The organism is Niallia sp. Marseille-Q9988, from assembly GCF_976954375.1.
In genome coordinates this window covers 42,047-59,813 of the sequence record NZ_CDRJSZ010000008.1, presented here as the reverse complement: position 1 = coordinate 59,813, position 17,767 = coordinate 42,047, and the positions used below count along the sequence as shown (strand labels likewise).

At 34.0% G+C, this 17,767-nt stretch carries 23 protein-coding genes, 2 pseudogenes and 1 other annotated feature; of the genes and pseudogenes, 22 read left to right on the top strand and 3 right to left on the bottom strand.

Going from position 1 to position 17,767, the window contains the following annotated elements; genetic code table 11:
* Positions 1-70 precede the first annotated feature (70 nt).
* Together ACWNMZ_RS15565 and ACWNMZ_RS15560 are read right to left on the bottom strand one after the other, a co-directional pair.
* A complete protein-coding gene (locus ACWNMZ_RS15565) occupies positions 71-325 on the bottom strand; it encodes a YueH family protein (protein WP_048717823.1) in 255 nt (84 codons plus the stop codon).
* Positions 326-465: 140 nt separating this feature from the next.
* Positions 466-993, bottom strand: coding sequence for an isochorismatase family protein (locus tag ACWNMZ_RS15560; protein WP_031537807.1), 528 nt, complete (start codon positions 991-993; stop codon positions 466-468).
* Positions 994-1,228: 235 nt separating this feature from the next.
* On the opposite strand from ACWNMZ_RS15560, the gene ACWNMZ_RS15555 reads away from it, so the two are divergent.
* The 9 genes from ACWNMZ_RS15555 to ACWNMZ_RS15515 all read left to right on the top strand — a co-directional run bounded on the left by ACWNMZ_RS15555 (position 1,229) and on the right by ACWNMZ_RS15515 (position 6,549).
* A complete protein-coding gene (locus ACWNMZ_RS15555; protein ID WP_031537809.1) occupies positions 1,229-1,666 on the top strand; it encodes a DinB family protein in 438 nt (145 codons plus the stop codon).
* A 55-nt stretch (positions 1,667-1,721) separates the two neighbouring features.
* Positions 1,722-2,555 (top strand): alpha/beta fold hydrolase, encoded by an 834-nt coding sequence (locus ACWNMZ_RS15550; RefSeq protein WP_031537810.1) that lies wholly within the window; start codon positions 1,722-1,724, stop codon positions 2,553-2,555.
* Between the two features lie 289 nt (positions 2,556-2,844).
* Positions 2,845-3,489, top strand: coding sequence for a VTT domain-containing protein (locus tag ACWNMZ_RS15545; RefSeq protein ID WP_441132110.1), 645 nt, complete (start codon positions 2,845-2,847; stop codon positions 3,487-3,489).
* 119 nt (positions 3,490-3,608) lie between these two features.
* Positions 3,609-3,836, top strand: a complete 228-nt coding sequence (locus ACWNMZ_RS15540; RefSeq protein WP_031537814.1) for a hypothetical protein — start codon at positions 3,609-3,611, stop codon at positions 3,834-3,836.
* Between the two features lie 79 nt (positions 3,837-3,915).
* Positions 3,916-4,383, top strand: coding sequence for a hypothetical protein (locus ACWNMZ_RS15535; protein WP_031537815.1), 468 nt, complete (start codon positions 3,916-3,918; stop codon positions 4,381-4,383).
* An 89-nt stretch (positions 4,384-4,472) separates the two neighbouring features.
* Entirely contained in the window at positions 4,473-4,685 is a 213-nt protein-coding gene (locus ACWNMZ_RS15530) for a hypothetical protein (RefSeq protein ID WP_235251840.1), read from the top strand.
* Between the two features lie 52 nt (positions 4,686-4,737).
* On the top strand, positions 4,738-5,595 hold the full coding sequence (locus ACWNMZ_RS15525) for an AraC family transcriptional regulator (protein WP_235251839.1): 858 nt from the start codon (positions 4,738-4,740) through the stop codon (positions 5,593-5,595).
* A gap of 177 nt (positions 5,596-5,772) precedes the next feature.
* On the top strand, positions 5,773-5,931 hold the full coding sequence (locus ACWNMZ_RS15520) for a hypothetical protein (protein ID WP_204375766.1): 159 nt from the start codon (positions 5,773-5,775) through the stop codon (positions 5,929-5,931).
* A 192-nt stretch (positions 5,932-6,123) separates the two neighbouring features.
* Positions 6,124-6,549 (top strand): hypothetical protein, encoded by a 426-nt coding sequence (locus ACWNMZ_RS15515; protein WP_031537820.1) that lies wholly within the window; start codon positions 6,124-6,126, stop codon positions 6,547-6,549.
* Positions 6,550-6,626: 77 nt separating this feature from the next.
* Here the strand turns inward: ACWNMZ_RS15515 and ACWNMZ_RS15510 are convergent, their stop codons facing one another.
* Positions 6,627-6,920, bottom strand: coding sequence for a hypothetical protein (locus ACWNMZ_RS15510; protein ID WP_031537821.1), 294 nt, complete (start codon positions 6,918-6,920; stop codon positions 6,627-6,629).
* A gap of 122 nt (positions 6,921-7,042) precedes the next feature.
* Positions 7,043-7,257: a binding site (T-box leader), on the top strand.
* 52 nt (positions 7,258-7,309) lie between these two features.
* Here ACWNMZ_RS15510 and argS point away from each other — a divergent pair.
* The 13 genes and pseudogenes from argS (at position 7,310) to ACWNMZ_RS15445 (ending at position 17,740) form a co-directional block, all read left to right on the top strand.
* The gene (argS, locus tag ACWNMZ_RS15505; RefSeq protein ID WP_441130920.1) at positions 7,310-8,986 is read left to right on the top strand and encodes an arginine--tRNA ligase; all 1,677 of its coding nucleotides are present in this window, start codon (positions 7,310-7,312) and stop codon (positions 8,984-8,986) included.
* Between the two features lie 208 nt (positions 8,987-9,194).
* On the top strand, positions 9,195-9,863 hold the full coding sequence (locus ACWNMZ_RS15500) for a YcnI family copper-binding membrane protein (protein ID WP_031537824.1): 669 nt from the start codon (positions 9,195-9,197) through the stop codon (positions 9,861-9,863).
* A 218-nt stretch (positions 9,864-10,081) separates the two neighbouring features.
* On the top strand, positions 10,082-10,453 hold the full coding sequence (locus ACWNMZ_RS15495; RefSeq protein WP_031537825.1) for a VOC family protein: 372 nt from the start codon (positions 10,082-10,084) through the stop codon (positions 10,451-10,453).
* Positions 10,454-10,534: 81 nt separating this feature from the next.
* A complete protein-coding gene (locus ACWNMZ_RS15490) occupies positions 10,535-11,461 on the top strand; it encodes a DUF2268 domain-containing putative Zn-dependent protease (protein WP_441130919.1) in 927 nt (308 codons plus the stop codon).
* Positions 11,462-11,613: 152 nt separating this feature from the next.
* Positions 11,614-13,050 carry a MocR-like pyridoxine biosynthesis transcription factor PdxR gene (gene pdxR / locus ACWNMZ_RS15485; RefSeq protein WP_441130918.1) on the top strand — a complete coding sequence of 479 codons (1,437 nt, stop codon included), beginning with the start codon at positions 11,614-11,616 and terminating at the stop codon, positions 13,048-13,050.
* Positions 13,051-13,217: 167 nt separating this feature from the next.
* Complete coding sequence (locus tag ACWNMZ_RS15480) at positions 13,218-13,652, top strand: YfmQ family protein (protein WP_441130917.1); 435 nt, start codon at positions 13,218-13,220, stop codon at positions 13,650-13,652.
* Between the two features lie 144 nt (positions 13,653-13,796).
* Entirely contained in the window at positions 13,797-14,927 is a 1,131-nt protein-coding gene (gene dnaN, locus ACWNMZ_RS15475) for a DNA polymerase III subunit beta (protein WP_441130916.1), read from the top strand.
* A pseudogene (locus ACWNMZ_RS15470) lies at positions 14,927-15,022 on the top strand (antibiotic biosynthesis monooxygenase); the annotation flags it as partial. The gene dnaN and the pseudogene ACWNMZ_RS15470, both read left to right, overlap by 1 nt.
* A gap of 255 nt (positions 15,023-15,277) precedes the next feature.
* Positions 15,278-15,876, top strand: a pseudogene (locus tag ACWNMZ_RS15465) (DUF2441 domain-containing protein).
* Between the two features lie 120 nt (positions 15,877-15,996).
* Positions 15,997-16,185, top strand: a complete 189-nt coding sequence (locus ACWNMZ_RS15460) for a hypothetical protein (protein ID WP_441130915.1) — start codon at positions 15,997-15,999, stop codon at positions 16,183-16,185.
* Between the two features lie 226 nt (positions 16,186-16,411).
* Positions 16,412-16,567, top strand: a complete 156-nt coding sequence (locus tag ACWNMZ_RS15455; protein WP_235251833.1) for a DUF3934 domain-containing protein — start codon at positions 16,412-16,414, stop codon at positions 16,565-16,567.
* Positions 16,568-16,708: 141 nt separating this feature from the next.
* Entirely contained in the window at positions 16,709-17,164 is a 456-nt protein-coding gene (locus tag ACWNMZ_RS15450; protein ID WP_441130914.1) for a GNAT family N-acetyltransferase, read from the top strand.
* A gap of 42 nt (positions 17,165-17,206) precedes the next feature.
* Positions 17,207-17,740, top strand: coding sequence for a dihydrofolate reductase family protein (locus ACWNMZ_RS15445; RefSeq protein WP_441130913.1), 534 nt, complete (start codon positions 17,207-17,209; stop codon positions 17,738-17,740).
* Positions 17,741-17,767 lie beyond the last annotated feature (27 nt).

The following is a 17,767-nucleotide window of genomic DNA, read 5'->3' as shown; positions in this document are numbered from 1 at the left end:
AAAGAACACTGATGATGATCTTTTGTGCCTTCAAGCATGACTTTATATGAATGAAAGGATAGAGACTTTCTTACAATGAATTTTCATACTTTCCAAGAGATGCCGTGATACATTCTGCTAGTTCAGAGCAATTTCCTTCAAACATGTGAAATGTTAAAGAATGAAGTAAATGATTAAATTGATCATGGGCTGATTCTGATTTACGGAGTTCTGTAGACCAATTAATTTTAGGGATAGAAATAACAAAAGAATCAGTTGTTTTCATGATATATAATTTCGTGTCTTTTAGTCCGAAGGGAGCAATATCCTCTAGCAAGGTAATCATAACAACAACCTCCGTCTTTTTTTATTTCCATTATACTCCTTTTTTTCGACTTTATTTTCCAAAAGTAGAAGATTTAAATAAAATGTTAAAGGAATGATATGTTTGAAATATAAAAGTGCCAATGAATTTATTTGTAACCTTTATAGTTTTAATACCCCTTTTATCACTGTCAGAAATCGATTATTCCAAATTGCTTCATGATGATTAATAATATCATCTGCATGTAAAACGGAGCCATTAATCGTACTTTGGGTGTTTTGGAAAAGTAGATTATTTTGATATCCCAAGCTATAAGCTGCTCGAATAGTAGTATCAAGACAAAATTCAGTTTGTGCACCAGCAAATATAAGCTGTTCTATTTTCATGCTTTTTAAATAATCCAAAAGTTCTGTTTGATAGAAAGCGTCCCATTTTGTTTTTTTGATTATCTTATCCTCAGAGGAAACTATTAAATTTTGGTGAAGTTTCCAATCATCTTTTCCCTCAAAAAGCTCATCCTGATCATTTAAATCTGTATGTTGAATAAAAATAACCTGAATATTTTTTTCGTGAGCTTGATTGATTAGTATATTGATGTTTTGTAAAATTTGATCCTTATTGAATAAATAGTATTGGGGATGGTTAAAGAAAATTTCTTGCATATCGATGATAATAAGTGCTTGTCTCATAAAATAACACTTCCTGTTTGTTTCTTTTAAAGTATAGCAGATGGAAAAGGAGCTAAACAAGGACAAATCATGGCTAATAAATTATAAGCTAAAGGTCGATTCGTTTAAAAGTCAGAATAAACGAATTTTAGTGTTGAATTTATGATAGAATAGTCTATAATCAAAATGCGAACATATATTCTTTTTAGGAGGAGCGTTATTGGAGAATACATATATTACTAGCGCACTAAATCAAATGGAAATAGCTTTAAAAACAATAATTGAAATAATAGAGACATTAGAAGAGGCTGACTTACAGAAAATGCCTGCAAGTAATAAGCGTTCGATAGGTGAGCTATTAGAACATATTGCTGTAATTTGTAAGGCTGATTTATTGATAGCGAACAGTGCAACACAAAAAGAGATGAGTGAATATTATTCTAGTGTTTCATTAAAAAGTGTGAACGCTATAAAAGATGCTATCGCTTATAATTATGAAACATTAAAAGAAAGCTATAGCAATCTCACAGAAACGGAATTACAAGAAAGAACGACATCCTATTGGGGAGTAACCTATACAAGGTATGAATGGCTATTAGAAATAGTCGCACATATCTATCATCATAGAGCTCAATTACACACCTTGCTTGTTTTCTGTTATGGAAAAGACTTGAATATTTCATTATTTGAATAAGCTACATCAATAGATACATATATATTTTAGAGTAAATTAAGAGGGAGACTGAAAGATGCCATACTGCAAAGTGAAAAACGCAAATATATACTATGAAGATATAGGTTCAGGAATTCCGATAATTATGGTACATGGATTTACTCCAGATCATCGACTTTTGAGCGGTTGTATGGAACCTATCTTTAAAGAGAAGGAAGGATGGAGACGAATCTATATTGATCTACCTGGAATGGGAAAAACTAGGGATTACGAAAAAATACATAACTCGGATGGAATGTTAGAAGCAGTAGTAAGCTTTATTCATACGGTGATACCTAATCAACCATTTTTAATCGTAGGAGAATCCTATGGTGGCTATTTAACTAGAGGAATCATTAAGGAACATAAAGAGCAAATATTAGGAGCTGCATTCATTTGTCCTATGATTATACCAGATAAAGAAAAGAGATTACTTCCAGACCACACAATTGTTTATGCGGATCATGGATTTTTAGCAAGCTTAGCAGAAGATGAGCTTAGCGATTTCCAATCAAATCAAGTAGTTTTGGATGATTACAATTGGAAGCGATATAAGGAAGAAATACTGTCAGGATGCAAAATAGCGGATTCTGTATTCTTAGATAAAATTCAAGAGAGCTATGGATTTTCTTTTTCAATCGATGATGTCCTATTTCAGAAACCAAGTGTCTTTTTACTTGGCAAACAAGATTCTGTGGTTGGATATAAAGATGCATTTGCAATTCTTGAAAATTATTCTAGAGCAACATTTGCTGTTTTAGATAGAGCAGGGCATAATTTGCAGATTGAACAAACAAAGTTATTTACTTCTATTATCATTGAGTGGTTAAATAGGGTAGAAGAAGATATTAGCCTTGCTCAAGAAAAGTAGACAATATACTGGGTAAAAGACATTATTCATTTTTAAAGGTTTATGCTAATGAATAGTGTTTTTTTGTGCAATCATATATTGTTTGATGCCATTCATGAACATTTATTAGATAACACAGATTTATAGAAAATAAAAAAGGGTAGAAAACTGATAATTATAAAAAAAAGAAAAAGAATAAATTTGTAGTAAAATGAATCATCTAAAGTGTACCACTCTTTAGCATGTGACATATAATTTATGAAAAAGGTGATTTATTATAAAACATTTTTGGAAGCCATTCACGTTTTTTGTGACGATCAGCCTCTTTATTCTATTTATCCGTTATACAGATATCTTACAGGCGATTCGTCAAGGGGAGATTGATTCTGTCACATCTGTATTTAATGATAATATTTCATATGCACTTATAGTAAGTTTATTTATTATGATCATTCAAAATAGCTTTACCGTTATCCCGTTAATATTGGTTATTACCCTTAATTTTTACTCGTTTGGCTTCTTTTATGGTTTTTTGTGGAGCTGGCTTTCTAGTGTCGTAGCCGCGGTGCTTATCTTTCTTGCTACTCGTTTTTGGTTTCAAGATTTTGTTCATAGAAAAGTCAAAAATCACCAAGATATGCTTGATAAAATCGAACATAAAGGAATGAGATATGTAATATATGGTAGGGTTTTTCCTTTCTTCCCGACAAGTATTTTAAACATCATTGCAGGTGTAAGTACTATTTCCTTGCGTCCTTTTACTATTGGCACAGCGATAGGAAATTTCTTTTACTTCTTTATTCTTGCATTAATTCCCTACGGTGTATTTTCCACAAATATTAATCCACTCGCATTAATTGTTATTATTTTGCTGATAACTAGAATTTTTTATTATTTTAACAGAAGAAAGCCATCCGTTAAGGAAAAAGTAAAGGAAATAAAGAAAAGAGCATAATCAATTTTCCCGATAGGTAGGATAGCTACTTTTCGGGTTTTTTATTTGTAAAAATTATGAAACTATTTCAGCGTAAGGTTCGTATACAAACTATAAGTATAAGAAGGGAGGAGTTTGCTATGTTAGGATTCATAATGATTGTATTTGCTGTGATCTTAATAGTAAATATTTTTAATGCTTCATCAAAAGGAAAGACAAATAATATAAGTCAACATGATAATAGCTATTATTTCCCACCATATTCAGGAAGACCAACAGATAGCTCTAATACATCATTCTTTGATGGAGGGAATGACTGTGGAGGTTCCTCTGATAGTGGGGGAGATTGTGGTGGCGGTGGAGAGTAAAAATTCCTCTTGAATTTTCTATTTATAATGAAAAATCGAAACTTTTCTGCAATATCAATCGTCCAATAATGAAAGAGGGATGAAAGGGGATAATAAGGTTCGCATGTTAATGGTGGTAACAATAATAGCATTTATTTTTGTTTGTATTTGGGTATTCATGGATACATTTTACTTTTCCAAGCCACCAAAACCTGAGGTGCTATGGGAGAATAATAGAATACCGACAACAATTGGCTCCAATTGCTGGCAAGGTTCTTTGAAAGGCTCCTGTGTCGATTATGTTTATGCATCAGCTTGGGATATGGGATTGAAAAATGGTTCTGTTCGAGTGGAACCGAATGCAACCATCACAATTGATTTTAATAAAAAACCTTTAGATGGATCATTACAGGTTGCAAAAGTATTTAAAGATGGTGAAGAGGAATTTATAGAGGTAGACAGAAACAAAATGACTGTTCCAGCCAAAAAAGGAATATATGTATATATGATCTATGCCCAATGGGATCAAGGAAATCCTAATTATACGTTCTCTGTTAAAGTAGAATAGGTTGTCTAAACCGAGCAGTTAGCGGGATAGACAGCCTATTTTACCGTGAGAAATACATACATAAATTATAAAGCAGGGATGGGAAAGAAATGAAAAATTATCCAATTTTAAATTTATTAGTGGCATTAATTTTTTTATTATTATTCTTTGCTAGTAAGAAGATATTTGACAACTATTTAGCTGCTCTCATTATATTTGGTACTTTATTTTGTATTTATTTAGGGCGGTCGATTCTCTATTTACTCCGTCATTTTGACAATCAGAAAACAAATCGCATATCTGTCAAAAGAAAGCAGAAATGAACCGGAAAACGATTAATAATAACTATATGATAGTACCAAGGATGTGAGAAAGGTGACATGGTTGGAAGGATTACAAAAAGCATTGAACTATATCGAAAAAAATTTAGAAGAAAAGCTTGAGATAGAAGAAATTGCGCGCGTTGCGAATGTTTCTGCTTTTCACTTTCAACGCACATTCGCCATCCTTACTGAAATACCAGTAGGGGAGTATATAAGAAGAAGGCGGCTGACAATAGCTGGGCAAAGCTTGCTTCACTCAAGGGAAAAGATTATTGATATCGCTTTTAAATATGGATATGAAACACCTGAAGCTTTTACAAAAGCATATCGCAGGCAGCATGGTGTTACGCCGAGTGAAACGAGAAGAGGAGTTGGCAGCCTGAAAATATATAACCCACTCGTCATTCAAGTACAGCTGAAAGGGGCAGAACCAATGAAGGTAAAAATTGTAGAGAAAGAAGCATTTACTATTGTAGGTTTGAAAAAGTCTTATTCAATTAAAGAAGATGAAAATCTTCGTGAAATCCCTAAGCTTTGGGAAGAGGTAAATAATGAGGGAACAGTAAACGAACTATTAATGTTATCAGTAGGTAAAGTACCAGGTGTTCTTGGTGTTTGTGTAGACCAAACAGAAGTTGCAGGGAAAGACATGGATTACTGGATAGCGGTTGCTACAGAAGAAAAGTCAGCAAAATATGACCAGCTTATCATTCCAGCATCTAAGTGGGCAGTTTTTGAAGTACATGGACCTATGCCACATAGTATACAGAAAGTGTGGAAACAGATTTATTCGGAATGGATGCCAACTACCAGCTATAAACAGGGAGGATTCATCTCTTTTGAACGCTACACAGAAGATGATCCGTCCAGCGAAGATTGTTATTCGGAAATATGGATTCCAGTTAAATAAAAAAAACCGATGGAATGACAATGCTAGTAGGTAAGCATAAAGTCAGCTTCCATCGGTTTTTTTATTGGGGAAAAGCAGTGTTCATAAATGGAATGAAAATCATTTTTGGAGAGAGGAAGAGAAAAGTGGTGTTCATAAACGAGATGAGAACCATTTTTCAAAGGGAAGTAGAGAAAAGTGGTGTTCATAAACGAGATGAAAACCGTTTTTCAAAAGAAAGAAGAGAAAAGTGGTGTTCATAAACGAGATGAGAACCATTTTTCAGAAAGAGGAAGAGAAAAGTGTGTTCGTAAACAAGATGAGAACCATTTTTCAAAAGAAAGAGAGAAAAAGTAGCGTTCATATTCAAAATGAAAACCATTTCTCAAAGAATGCTATGAAATAATAGCGTTCATAATTACAACAAACGCGATTCTTCAGAGAATGATAGAAAAATACTTCTTATCTTTCCATCTATTAAAAAAATTTAAGAAAAAATTAAGCCAACTCTAGCATAATAAAAATACATTACAGATAGGAGAGATGAAAGTGAAGAAAATACAAAATTGGATCGCGATCCTTGCGATGGTATTCTTATTGGTTCAATCAACAATTGGAGTTGTATCATATGTAAATAGAGAAGAACCTTCTGAGAGAATAGGCATGATGGGCCAAGGTCAAGCGCCGACTAATGCAACTGCATCTGCAAATACAAATACAGACACAAATACAGACACAAATGCAGATTCAGATACTAATAGCAATACGACAGAGGACAATGGATTCTCAATGGATAATCAAAATGGTATGACGCCGTTTAATGGGATGGAAGAAAGAGGCGGTGCACCAAACGGGGATAATGTAAGTACTGCAAGTTTAGTAGGATACATTATTGGTATAATCCTTTCACTTGGGGGATTAGTAGTAACCTTCCTCGGCTGGCGAAAAAACAAAAAAGTTACTATTGCAGAATAATAGCTCAAAGTTGAAATAAGCAGCAACCAGATTCCTATGATTTTAAAGGGAGTCTAGTTGTTGCCTTTTTCATTAAGTTAATAAAATGGGTAATTTCCGTAAGTAGAATAAGCTGGATTATAGCCATATGGTTGAGAGTAAGAGGGAAAAGTTTGACCATAATTCCAATGCTGTTGATGAGTAGTAGGAACATGATGGAAAGGAGTAATAATTAGTGGGTTCCCTGCAGTAAAGCCAGCTGCTGGCGTAACTGCACCAAGAGGAATAGCTCCAACTCCTACAGCACCATGGCCAACACCTGCAAATCCACCAGCTCCAACTGGACCAACTGCACCTATATGTCCACCAAAAGCTCTATTTTGAAAATTCATTATCGTTTCACCTCCCTCCATACTATATGTAAATGGAAATGATTGGCGCTTGCCAGATTTTTTTAAAAAGCAAAAAAGTGTTGGATTCTTCCGGAGAGTGTGTGTATAATAAGAAAAAATATGGAAAGTCGTTGAAAAAGAGACTAGCTAATTGGAAAGCGATAGCGAATTAGGGATGGTGGAAGCCTAATGTAGAACAATTAGTGAAACGCACTTTGGAGATATCATTCTGAAAATGGAAGTAGGAATGATCGGTGACAGGCCGTTAACTGATTTAAGTGGTTATGGAAATAGCAATTAGAGTGGTACCGCGGGAATTTAAGCTCTCGCCTCTTCGTTTGGAAGAGGTGGGGGCTTTTTTATTTTATCTTTAAAAAGGAGAAGAATAGATGGACATCAAATCAGAAATAGCAAACGTATTAGAACCATATTTAGATTTAACAAAGGAAATGATTGAACAACTATTGGAAAAACCGAAATTTGCTCATTTAGGAGATTTGGCTTTTCCATGCTTTACCCTTTCGAAATCAATGCGGAAAGCACCGCAGCTCATTGCTGCAGAGATTGCCGGAAAAATCGAGTCTCCACTAATTGCTCATGTTGAAGTTGTTGGCGGCTATGTTAATATTTATTTAAATCAGCAATTGCTTTCCTCTAAAGTAATTGGGGAAATACTTGAACAAAAGGAGCATTATGGCGATATCCAGCAAGATAAAGGAGTAATGACAATTGATTTGTCTTCTCCTAATATTGCCAAACCATTTTCAATGGGGCATTTGCGTTCAACGGTTATCGGGAATGCCATTGGACTTATTGCAGAGAAAAATGGCTATACCCCCATTCGCATTAATCATCTTGGTGATTGGGGGACACAGTTTGGGAAATTAATTGTTGCCTATAAAAAATGGGGAATAGAAGAGGAAGTAAGGAAAAATCCCATTAAAGAATTATTAAAGCTATATGTTCTGTTCCATGAGAAAGCCGAGAAAGATCCTGCCTTAAATGAGGAAGGGAGAAAATGGTTTAATTATTTGGAGCAGGGAAATGAAGAAGCGACAATACTTTGGAAATGGTTTCGAAAGGAATCGTTAAAAGAGTTTAATAAAATCTATCAACTATTAGGAATAACATTCGATTCAAACGATGGAGAAGCTTTTTTTAACGACAAGATGGAAGCTGTTGTCAAGTTATTAAAGGAGAAGCAGCTTTTAGTCGAATCAGAAGGGGCACAGGTGGTAGAGCTTGAAGACTTCCCGCCATGCTTAATCAAAAAGAGCGACGGAGCAACTCTTTATGCAACACGGGATCTAGCGGCAGCGATCTATCGCCAGGATATTTACCATTTTAAGAAAAGCTTATATGTGGTAGGCAATGAACAAACTCTCCATTTTAAGCAGTTATTTCAAGTATTAGAAAAAATGGGTTATGATTGGGCAAAAGGAATGGCTCATATTCCATTTGGTATGATGCTGAAAGAAGGCAAGAAAATGTCTACAAGAAAAGGGAAAGTGGTGCTATTAGAGGAGGTACTTCAAGCAGCAATCGAGTTGGCAGAGAAAAATATCGAAGAAAAAAACCCCTCTCTAAAAAAGAAAGAAGAAGTAGCAAAGCAAGTTGGAACTGGGGCAATCATTTTTCATGATTTAAAGCACTATCGGTTAACAGATATAGAATTTTCCTTAGAGGATATGCTTAAATTTGAAGGAGAAACAGGACCATATATCCAATATACACATGCAAGAGCGTGTTCCTTATTACGGAAAGGACAATTTTTCCAACCAGCTAACATTACTGCCTTACAGTGGGATCATGGAAGTTTTCCAATTGTGAAGAGTTTAATGTACTTTCCAACAAGTGTGGAAAGAGCAATGGAGCATTATGATCCTTCTGAAATCGCCAAGTATGTTATCGACTTAGCGAAAGCATTTAATAAATACTACGCACATGTTCAAATCTTGGAAGAAAACGATGAGAAACAAGCGAGACTATCATTGGTATACGCAGTAACACTTGTTTTAAAAGAAGGATTAAGATTGCTAGGTATATCCGCTCCTGAAGCGATGTAGAAGATTAAAAAGGATTTATTTTGGCGAAAATAGGATATAGCTCGTTAAAAATACATTTGATATAAAACGTTCACAGAATAGACACAAAAACAGCTATTTTATCTTTGAATGAAGTTACTTGATTTGTTATGATGAAGGAGGTTAACACGTGAGAGATAGTGTTAACCTCTCTTTATGGAATCAGTAAAAAAGTAAAGGAGATTTAAAAATGATACATAACAAGAAATTATTATCGGTACTAGTTGCTTTTGCAGCTGTCTTTTTCATTGCATTACCAGTGAATGCTCATGTGACAGTAAATCCTTCTCAATCAACTACAGAGGCTTGGGAAACATATCAAGTAAGAATACCGGTTGAAAAAAATGTGGATACAACCAAAGTTACAATCAAGATTCCGGAAAATGTGGAATTCAAAATGTATGCACCAGTGGATGGCTGGAAGACGACTACAACAACAGATGATAATGGGAAAGTTGCTACAGTTACTTGGGAAGCGGAATCAGAAGATACGGCAATTAAAGCTGGTCAATACCGCGACTTCACCTTTAGAGCACAAAATCCTAAAGAGCCTGGCGATATTGCCTGGGATGCATTCCAATACTATGCAGATGGCAGCATTGTCGAGTGGACAGGAGACAGTGATTCTGAATTACCTCATTCTATTACAAGTATTGCTCAATCCAATGAAACGGTTGATAGTCATGGACATAGCCATGGAACGGATGAAGCAACAGATGACACAGCAGATGATCATCATGCTTCAGACGAGGATACCGAGCATGCACATGAAGGTACGAATGTAAATATGATTCTTTCCATTATCGCGATTGTTTTATCAGTTGTAGCGATTGGATTGACTTTTATTAGAAAAAAATAATAAGATGAAAAAGTTCATTTCCTAAGGAATAGATTAGCTTCTAAGGAATGGACTTTTTTGTTTGTAAATGAATAATGTTTATTGAATTTTTCAAACGGTTGTTCTTTCACCGGTAACATTCCGATAAAGATAGGGTTAATTTAATTCAATTATCGGAAGGAAATAGGGATATAGAAAGGGAATATAGATATACCGGATTAAATAAAGGGGAGAAGGCTATGAGTAAATCATTTATTGAACAAGTCCATTATATTCGAATTCCTGTAAAAGATTTAGAACTGTCTGCAAAATGGTATAGAGATGTACTAGGGCTGCAGTTGCTAAACAATACAGAGGAACTTGCCATTATAAAAGTGAATGAAGGACCTTTTTTACTTATCTTAGTTCCTACTGAGGATGAAACATTTGCACATTTTACAATTGATAATAAACAAGAATTTAGCATTGGTTTTACAAGTCCAGAATTATCTAAATTTCATCAACACTTAATTAATAATCAAGTTAAGGTGGAGGATATAAAAGAAGATAATGGTCACACCTTTTTCCACTTTTATGACCCAAATGGAAATAAGCTCCAAGTACACTGGTAAGATTAAAATAATTCCCCATATTTTTACCTAAAAAACCTATTTACTATCTGTTGGACTTTGTAATTATTGAGGAGACATTTTATGCGTTTATTTGGTGTTTTTATTGTTTTACTTTTTTGTACAGTGCTGATATCATTTGATCAAAAAACTTTAGATGAAACGTTGATTTATTCGTACAATCATCCTGAAACAAATCAAGAATTTAATATTATTCATGTTTATAAGCTATATGACAACTATGAAAAAAGGATAGAAAAGGATTCAACTATTCCAAAAGAGCAAATATTTGAAGAAGAAGTAATTGAACCGGTTTTTGAAGCATGCTACCAGGATGGGGAATACTTTGAAAGAAGTGGGAAAACATATTCAGTCGAGCCTCCAGAAGACATGGAACTTGTTAACGCGATTATAAATACAATGGATGAGGAAAAAATAAATAATGCTATTAAAGAAGCATTAATAGAATCCGCTAATTATATTCCATCAAACAAAGCTACAGATGTATGCATTTATCCAACTCCATACGATCCTGATTTGCCACAAATGGTAACCGAAGGAACAGGGAAAATCAGTGTTCTTTACACGTTATTTTTTGATGAAGAATTTTTGAAGGTTGGAATAGCACATGAATACCATCATAGTGTTTGGACGGAAAATTATTTTAATAGAGAAAGCTCTGATACAGTATTGGATATTTTAGTTTTAGAAGGAAAAGCAGTGATGTTTGAAAACATTGTTTACCCTGGTAATTCGTATGAAGATCCAAGCTATCCTTTCTTAACAGAATATTGGGAACTAGTAGAGCCTGAATTGAATTTTTATGATGGATACCGTGCCTATGAAATAATCTATGGAGGGGACGAACTTCCTGAGAATTATGGGTATAACGCGGGATATCATTTAGTAAAAGCTTATTTAGACTCGCATACAAGTCTTACCCCCGAAGAATGGACAGAGGTATCTGGAGAAGAGATTTATGGGGATGGAAAATATATTGAGCTTTATTAGTAAAAAGTAGGGAAATATTCTATAGGAAAAAAGGAAAGCACTATAGCTGTTTAAAGGGAGAATATTAAGTTATAATGGAAAACAATATAATTTAGATAGCAGTGATAGCAGTCCTATATGGATGCAATATGAGGTAAAGAAGTGTGGAGGCAATGGAGTGGAAACCTAATCGACAAATAAAAAAAGCAATTTATAGGCAACTAGCTGAGTTTATTGAAAATGGTATCGCAGATGGATCTTTTCCTTTAGACAAGCCGTTGCCATCTGAAAGAACTTTAGCAAAATTGCTAGAATTGAATAGAAGTACAGTAGTTGCAGCCTATGATGAGTTAGAGTCAAATGGATTAATTGAAAGAAAACGCGGCAGTGGAACAACAATCAGTAAGGATATATGGGGAATAACCAAAAAGCGTGTGCCCAGCTGGAATCGCTATATTGAAGCTGGATCTTTTCTGCCTAATGTACCTGTCATGCAACGGATACGAAAAGAGATGGTGGATCATCATTTGATCAATTTAGCTAGTGGAGAACTTTCAGAGGATCTTTTTCCTTTAAAATCGCTACGGGAAATTACTTCTGATCGCTCTTATATTGGGTCATTAGGCTATGATCATCCACAAGGTAGCGAGGTGCTAAGAAAGACCATTGCCCATCATATGGAGGAATATCGTGGTTTGCATACGAACCCGTCTTCTATATTGATTACATCTGGAGCCCAACAAGCTTTGCATTTAATCATTCAATGTTTGCTTAAACCCGGGGATGCGGTAGCGATTGAGGATCCCTCTTATCATTATAGTCTGCCATTATTTGAATCAGCAGGAGTTAAAAGCTATTTATTGACAGCAGATGAAAACGGCATAAAACCTGATGATTTAATCTCGTTACATAGAAAGCACAGGATTAGAATGATATTTCTAAACCCAGCATTCCAAAACCCAACTGGCATTTCCCTCAGTCAAAAAAGGAGGAAGGAGATTTTAGAAATTTCTTCCCTATATGGCATACCAGTAGTAGAGGATGATCCATATAGTTTAACCTCTTTTTCTGGAAAACCGGTCTTTCCGCTGAAATCGATGGATGAAAATGGGAATGTTTTATATATTAGCTCGCTCTCTAAAATTGTTGCTTCTGGACTTCGAATTGGCTGGATTATTGGTCCAAAGCCAGTGATTGAAAGATTATCCGATGCTAAGCAACAGGTTGATTTTGGACATTCGAGTTATTCCCAATGGATAGCAAACGATTTTCTAGAATCGCCTTCGTTTGTATCCCATTTAAATCATTTAATTAAACAACTCGAAAGTAGAAGAAATCAAATCATCGAAAGTTTAGATACCTATTTAAAAGGAAAAGTAGAATTCATCATTCCAACTGGCGGGATTCATTTGTGGTGTAAAATAATAAATGAAGTCAACGAAAACCGTTTATTGGAGGAGTCGCTAAAAAATGGGGTTATTTATGCACCAGGCTCCACTATGGGTTCCAACTCTCATTATGTTCGATTTACTTATGCGAAAGAAAAAGAAACCAATATTGATGAGGGGATAAGAAGGTTTGCAGAAGCAATAAAGTCCAGTAGAGAATAATACAGATGAGATGCAAAACAACTTTGCATCATTTTTTATAGAGAAGTCAGCATAATTTGAAAGTGGATGGTCAATTTATATGATAATTGGATGGTCAATGTGAATGAGAAATTTAGTAATATTAATATCGTAGAAATGTTAATTGAATAAGTATGGAGTGAATGAGAATGACCTGGATTTCTATCATAGCATTAGCCCTATTTTGTATGATAAAAGTTTTAATGACGTGCTTACCAACTGGAGTGGTAGATTGGCTTTTGGATAAATATAAGATGCATTTAAAACTTAATGATTTGGAGACGGAAATCATCTACAACGAGAGGAAGGTAGATGGGGAGAATAAAGAGACGATAATAAAACTATTTAATGAAGCGATTGTCAGGGAAAAATATAGTCTATATCCAGGAAGTGAAGAAACATACCTCAATCCAAATAATGCTGAGTATTCCCTCATTATTCATACGAAAAAAGGAAATAAGAATATAAAATTATTCTTAAATAGTTATCACGATCATGTAGATATTGTGAAAAAATACAAAAATAAAATAGTCGCATATAGCACCTATCCTCTTCATTTAGATGTTTTAAAAAATAGAATTTGATTGTTACAAGATTATAACTACCAGTTTGGTAGTTTTTATTATTCGTTTTTTTTGAAAGGTAATGTGAGAGGGAAGAAAGAACAAGGAAATTGGCAATAAATGTCGAATTGTTTATTTATCAATTATTTTGGAGTGTTGAATATAATGGAATTTATTATTGATAGTGAAACCTTTAACAGAGCGATAGCAGATGTAAATAAAGCAGTATCACAGAATACCCCTTTTCCTATTCTTTCAGGCATAAAAATTATCGCAAATAAAGAATCTGTAATTGTTATAGGAAGTAACGCAGATATTATTATTGAAAAAGTGATTCCTTTGGAAATGGATGGAGTCAATGTGTTAGAAGTAAAGGAGATTGGCAGTGTCGTATTATCTGCCAAATATTTAAGTGAACTAGTGAGAAAGTTACCGGATAAAATCCATCTAACAGTAAACAAGAAGCAAATTGCTACCCTGAAAGCGGAGGAAATTATTACAGCTCTTAATGGTTACCATGCAGACGAATATCCAAGACTTCCACAAATAGATGAAAAGAGACATATTAAAATTCAAAGTAAAGATTTATTAGATATGATTAAACAGACAGCTTTTGCAGTATCAAAAAGTGAAGCAAGACCAGTGTTCACTGGCGTTAATATGATATTTAAAGAAAGTAAACTAACATTTGTGGCCACTAATTCTCATCGCTTAGCTTGTAGAGAGCTTACAATCGATTCTACTTTAAGTGGTTCATTTATTGTTCCAAGTAAAAGCCTCAAGGAACTTAGAAAATTATTACATAATGAAACTAAAATTATCGATATTTGTGTATCAGACAGTTATATTGTATTTAAATCGAATACTACCTCTCTTTATTCCAGATTAATAGAAGGAAACTATCCAAATATCTCAGGATTATTCTCCAACAATGCAAAGACAATAATTATAGTTAACACAAAGCAGCTATTAAGAGGAATAGACCGAGCTTGCCTATTCGCAAGTGAATGGAAGAATAATAATGTCTATTTGGAAATAAAAGAGGCTTCAAAATTAAAAATCACCTCAAACATTTCTGAGATAGGAAAAATAGAGGAAACACAAATTATAAAAAAGCTTGATGGAGAGACAGAATTAAGTATCTCTTTAGATGGAAGCTTTCTAACGGAGGCTTTAAATGTAATAATGGAAGAAGATGTAAGAATAAGTTTTGGAGGTTCTATGAGACCGGTATTAATAGAACCTGTTGGAAATAATATGTATCTTCATCTAATATCTCCAGTGCGTTCGTATTAAGACAATCGAATGAATATCAGGATTGGAAAAAGCAGCTACATCATTTTTATGATCCCTTTCCAATAGTTGAACATTTTACAAAGGTTGTCCTTTGAGGGGATATACATTTCTTTTTAGCATATAGTAGATGAGTAAAATAATATAAAGAAAAAAGCAGTGTATATATGATATTTATCATATCGATTGGAATAGTTATAGTAGTTATTACTTGTCTATCAATAGAAGTAAAACTAGGAAAAGTAACGAAGCAAAACAAGGAAATTCTAGAATCATTGAAAAGGGAGAAAGAAACTAAAAAGTGGTAATTGTTTTCTGATGATACTAATTTGTCTTAAACAGGAGGAGGAGACATGAAAGAATTTACTGCCTATCATCTTGTCACAAATAAAAAAATGACGCATGGACAGGTCATTAACTTTGAAAAACACCAAAAAAACACTTTATATCATTTCTTTTTGAAAGAGAACATTTAAATGATCAAAACAATGATTGTATGCAACTTTTAAATGATTATTATTCAGAAGAAGGCTTACACTTAGATAAAGAAAATGCCGAAGTTGTTGTTCAGTATGCGGGGCATACAATGAGAGCGATTAGAGAAGTAATAACCGAAATGGTTAGGCTACAGGAATATCCAGATTATCCTTCCAGGCTGGCTTGTTTATATGCTGCGAAAAGTTATGATGAAGTTCTAAAATGGAAAGCATTATTTGATTCCTATAACCGCAATGTATTACAGATTGTTAAGCTTCGTGTGATGGGGAATTATTTTGAAGGAGATGGGGAACTATTGCCAACTATAGAGGCTGCACCTTTCCACAAAAAAATAGAACAGGCTCGGCAATATTGGAAAGGAAACGAGAAAAATGAGCTACCTGCGCTTTTGATCAATGGAAAAATTGAAGTGGTCGAGATTATTCATGATTTTACAATTGGCAAATTTAATTAAAAGTGGATAATGAAAATTCGAACAAACATTTTGAAACCTATTTGTTCAACAAACGTATAAAATATAAGGCGAATAGCAGCTAATATAAGTATTCATAATGATCAAAAAGGTGTGAAAAAAATGTTTAAATCTGAAATGGTTAACAGAATAGTTTCATTGGTCGGTTTTTGGATTGTCGTCCTTATTGTCTTATTTAGTGATAATTCGATTGGTAGCAGTATCTTTTTTTGGGGAATAGTGGTTGTGTTTACTACTTATGATGTATATAGAGTTGTAATTGCTGGAAAGAAAAACAATAGTGAAGTATAAAGGAACGAGTGCTTAATCTAAGAAAGAATAGTGCTTCTTTTGTAATATGTTATGGTTGGTGGAAGAAAAAAAGTTTATTATCATATACAAAAATTATTAATTGTTTCAAACATTAACTCCTTGTTATATACTTATAGTTCATTATGTATGTTTTTTTACCATAATAAAAGGATAAGACTAACTAATGATAGATACGTAAATGGACAAGAAAATCGGAGTTGATTCTATGAGTAAAGCAAAAGGTAAGGGCGGAACAGGCAGAGGAACAGATAAGAAGGGCTGGAATCGTTGGCAAGCTAGTGCAAACAAAAAAAAGAGTAACAAGCCTTACACGAGTAAAGGTGTTAAAAATCGCAAAAATACAGAGACATCGGAAAAATAATTTCTGTTGCTATATAACAGACGGAGCGATTCTTTCATGAGGAAGGATCGCTTTTTCCTTATTTAAATTTTTTCCAAGCTAGGTAAAGCAGGAATTGATTGTTAAAAACTAGAATAAAAAGTGAAGGGGGAGTGATAAGCAATGATTAAATTAGATTTAATCAATTCTGATGAATATAAAACATATCTATCTTCTGCAATTAAAACCTATGCACAAGAAAAAGTTTTGTCAGGAAATTGGAAGCAGGAAGAATCCATAAGAAAAGCGGAAGAGGAATATGCAAAACTTTTGCCGCAAGGAGAAAAGACGGAGCGGAATTTCTTATACACGATTCGAAAGGATGACGAGTCAGTTGGCGTTATTTGGCTCGCACAAAAGTCTGAAAAACTAGGGTTTATCTATGATATACATATAAGAGAAAAATACCAAGGGAATGGCTATGCCAAAGAAGCACTAAAGCAAATAGAGATGGTTGGGCAGGAGGTCGGATTGAAAAAAATAGGTCTCCATGTTTTTGGTCATAATCTAGTAGCCCGAGGATTATATGAGAAAGTAGGGTATGAGACTACGAATGTTTTGATGGAAAAAGACATTTAATTCTACTATTTATGAAAAGGCGTCATTATTGAAGGGGAATTTATGAGTGAAAAACGAAAATTAGTATTATTTATTGCCTCAAGCTTAGATGGATATATTGCGACGAAAGACGACTCTCTTGAATGGCTATTCAAAGTAGAAGGGGAAGGGGATAACGGAATTAGCGAGTTTTATGAAACTGTGGATACCATTTTGCTTGGTAAAAGGACTTATGATTGGATTATGAACCAAGAAGGAGGGGAATTTCCATATAAAAACAAAAACTGTTATGTATATACAAAGTCTTCTATTGAGGATACAGAGTATGTAAAATTTGTTAATGAAGATGTCACTAAATTTGCTGATAAGCTAAAAAGCGAAGAGGGAAAATCGATTTGGATTGTTGGTGGAGGAGAACTATTATATTCTTTTATGAAAGAAAAATTGGTTGATGAAATCATTGTAACAATAGCTCCAACTATTCTAGGCAATGGAATTCCGTTATTTAAAGAGGGGGATTATCAATTAGACCTTTCTTTGAAAAGATTAAGAACCTTTAATCAGTTTGTAGAGCTTCATTATGTAGTGAAAGAATAATTCATAAAATGGCTAATTAAAGCATTG

Coding starts and splice junctions, on each gene's coding strand:
- ACWNMZ_RS15565 (WP_048717823.1), bottom strand. CDS start 325: ATGATTACCTTGCTAGAGGATATTGCTCCCTTCGGACTAAAAGACACG.
- ACWNMZ_RS15560 (WP_031537807.1), bottom strand. CDS start 993: ATGAGACAAGCACTTATTATCATCGATATGCAAGAAATTTTCTTTAAC.
- ACWNMZ_RS15555 (WP_031537809.1), top strand. CDS start 1,229: ATGGAAATAGCTTTAAAAACAATAATTGAAATAATAGAGACATTAGAA.
- ACWNMZ_RS15550 (WP_031537810.1), top strand. CDS start 1,722: ATGCCATACTGCAAAGTGAAAAACGCAAATATATACTATGAAGATATA.
- ACWNMZ_RS15540 (WP_031537814.1), top strand. CDS start 3,609: ATGTTAGGATTCATAATGATTGTATTTGCTGTGATCTTAATAGTAAAT.
- ACWNMZ_RS15535 (WP_031537815.1), top strand. CDS start 3,916: ATGAAAGGGGATAATAAGGTTCGCATGTTAATGGTGGTAACAATAATA.
- ACWNMZ_RS15530 (WP_235251840.1), top strand. CDS start 4,473: ATGAAAAATTATCCAATTTTAAATTTATTAGTGGCATTAATTTTTTTA.
- ACWNMZ_RS15510 (WP_031537821.1), bottom strand. CDS start 6,920: ATGAATTTTCAAAATAGAGCTTTTGGTGGACATATAGGTGCAGTTGGT.
- argS (WP_441130920.1), top strand. CDS start 7,310: ATGGACATCAAATCAGAAATAGCAAACGTATTAGAACCATATTTAGAT.
- ACWNMZ_RS15500 (WP_031537824.1), top strand. CDS start 9,195: ATGATACATAACAAGAAATTATTATCGGTACTAGTTGCTTTTGCAGCT.
- ACWNMZ_RS15495 (WP_031537825.1), top strand. CDS start 10,082: ATGAGTAAATCATTTATTGAACAAGTCCATTATATTCGAATTCCTGTA.
- ACWNMZ_RS15490 (WP_441130919.1), top strand. CDS start 10,535: ATGCGTTTATTTGGTGTTTTTATTGTTTTACTTTTTTGTACAGTGCTG.
- pdxR (WP_441130918.1), top strand. CDS start 11,614: ATGGAGTGGAAACCTAATCGACAAATAAAAAAAGCAATTTATAGGCAA.
- ACWNMZ_RS15480 (WP_441130917.1), top strand. CDS start 13,218: ATGACCTGGATTTCTATCATAGCATTAGCCCTATTTTGTATGATAAAA.
- dnaN (WP_441130916.1), top strand. CDS start 13,797: ATGGAATTTATTATTGATAGTGAAACCTTTAACAGAGCGATAGCAGAT.
- ACWNMZ_RS15460 (WP_441130915.1), top strand. CDS start 15,997: ATGTTTAAATCTGAAATGGTTAACAGAATAGTTTCATTGGTCGGTTTT.
- ACWNMZ_RS15455 (WP_235251833.1), top strand. CDS start 16,412: ATGAGTAAAGCAAAAGGTAAGGGCGGAACAGGCAGAGGAACAGATAAG.
- ACWNMZ_RS15450 (WP_441130914.1), top strand. CDS start 16,709: ATGATTAAATTAGATTTAATCAATTCTGATGAATATAAAACATATCTA.
- ACWNMZ_RS15445 (WP_441130913.1), top strand. CDS start 17,207: ATGAGTGAAAAACGAAAATTAGTATTATTTATTGCCTCAAGCTTAGAT.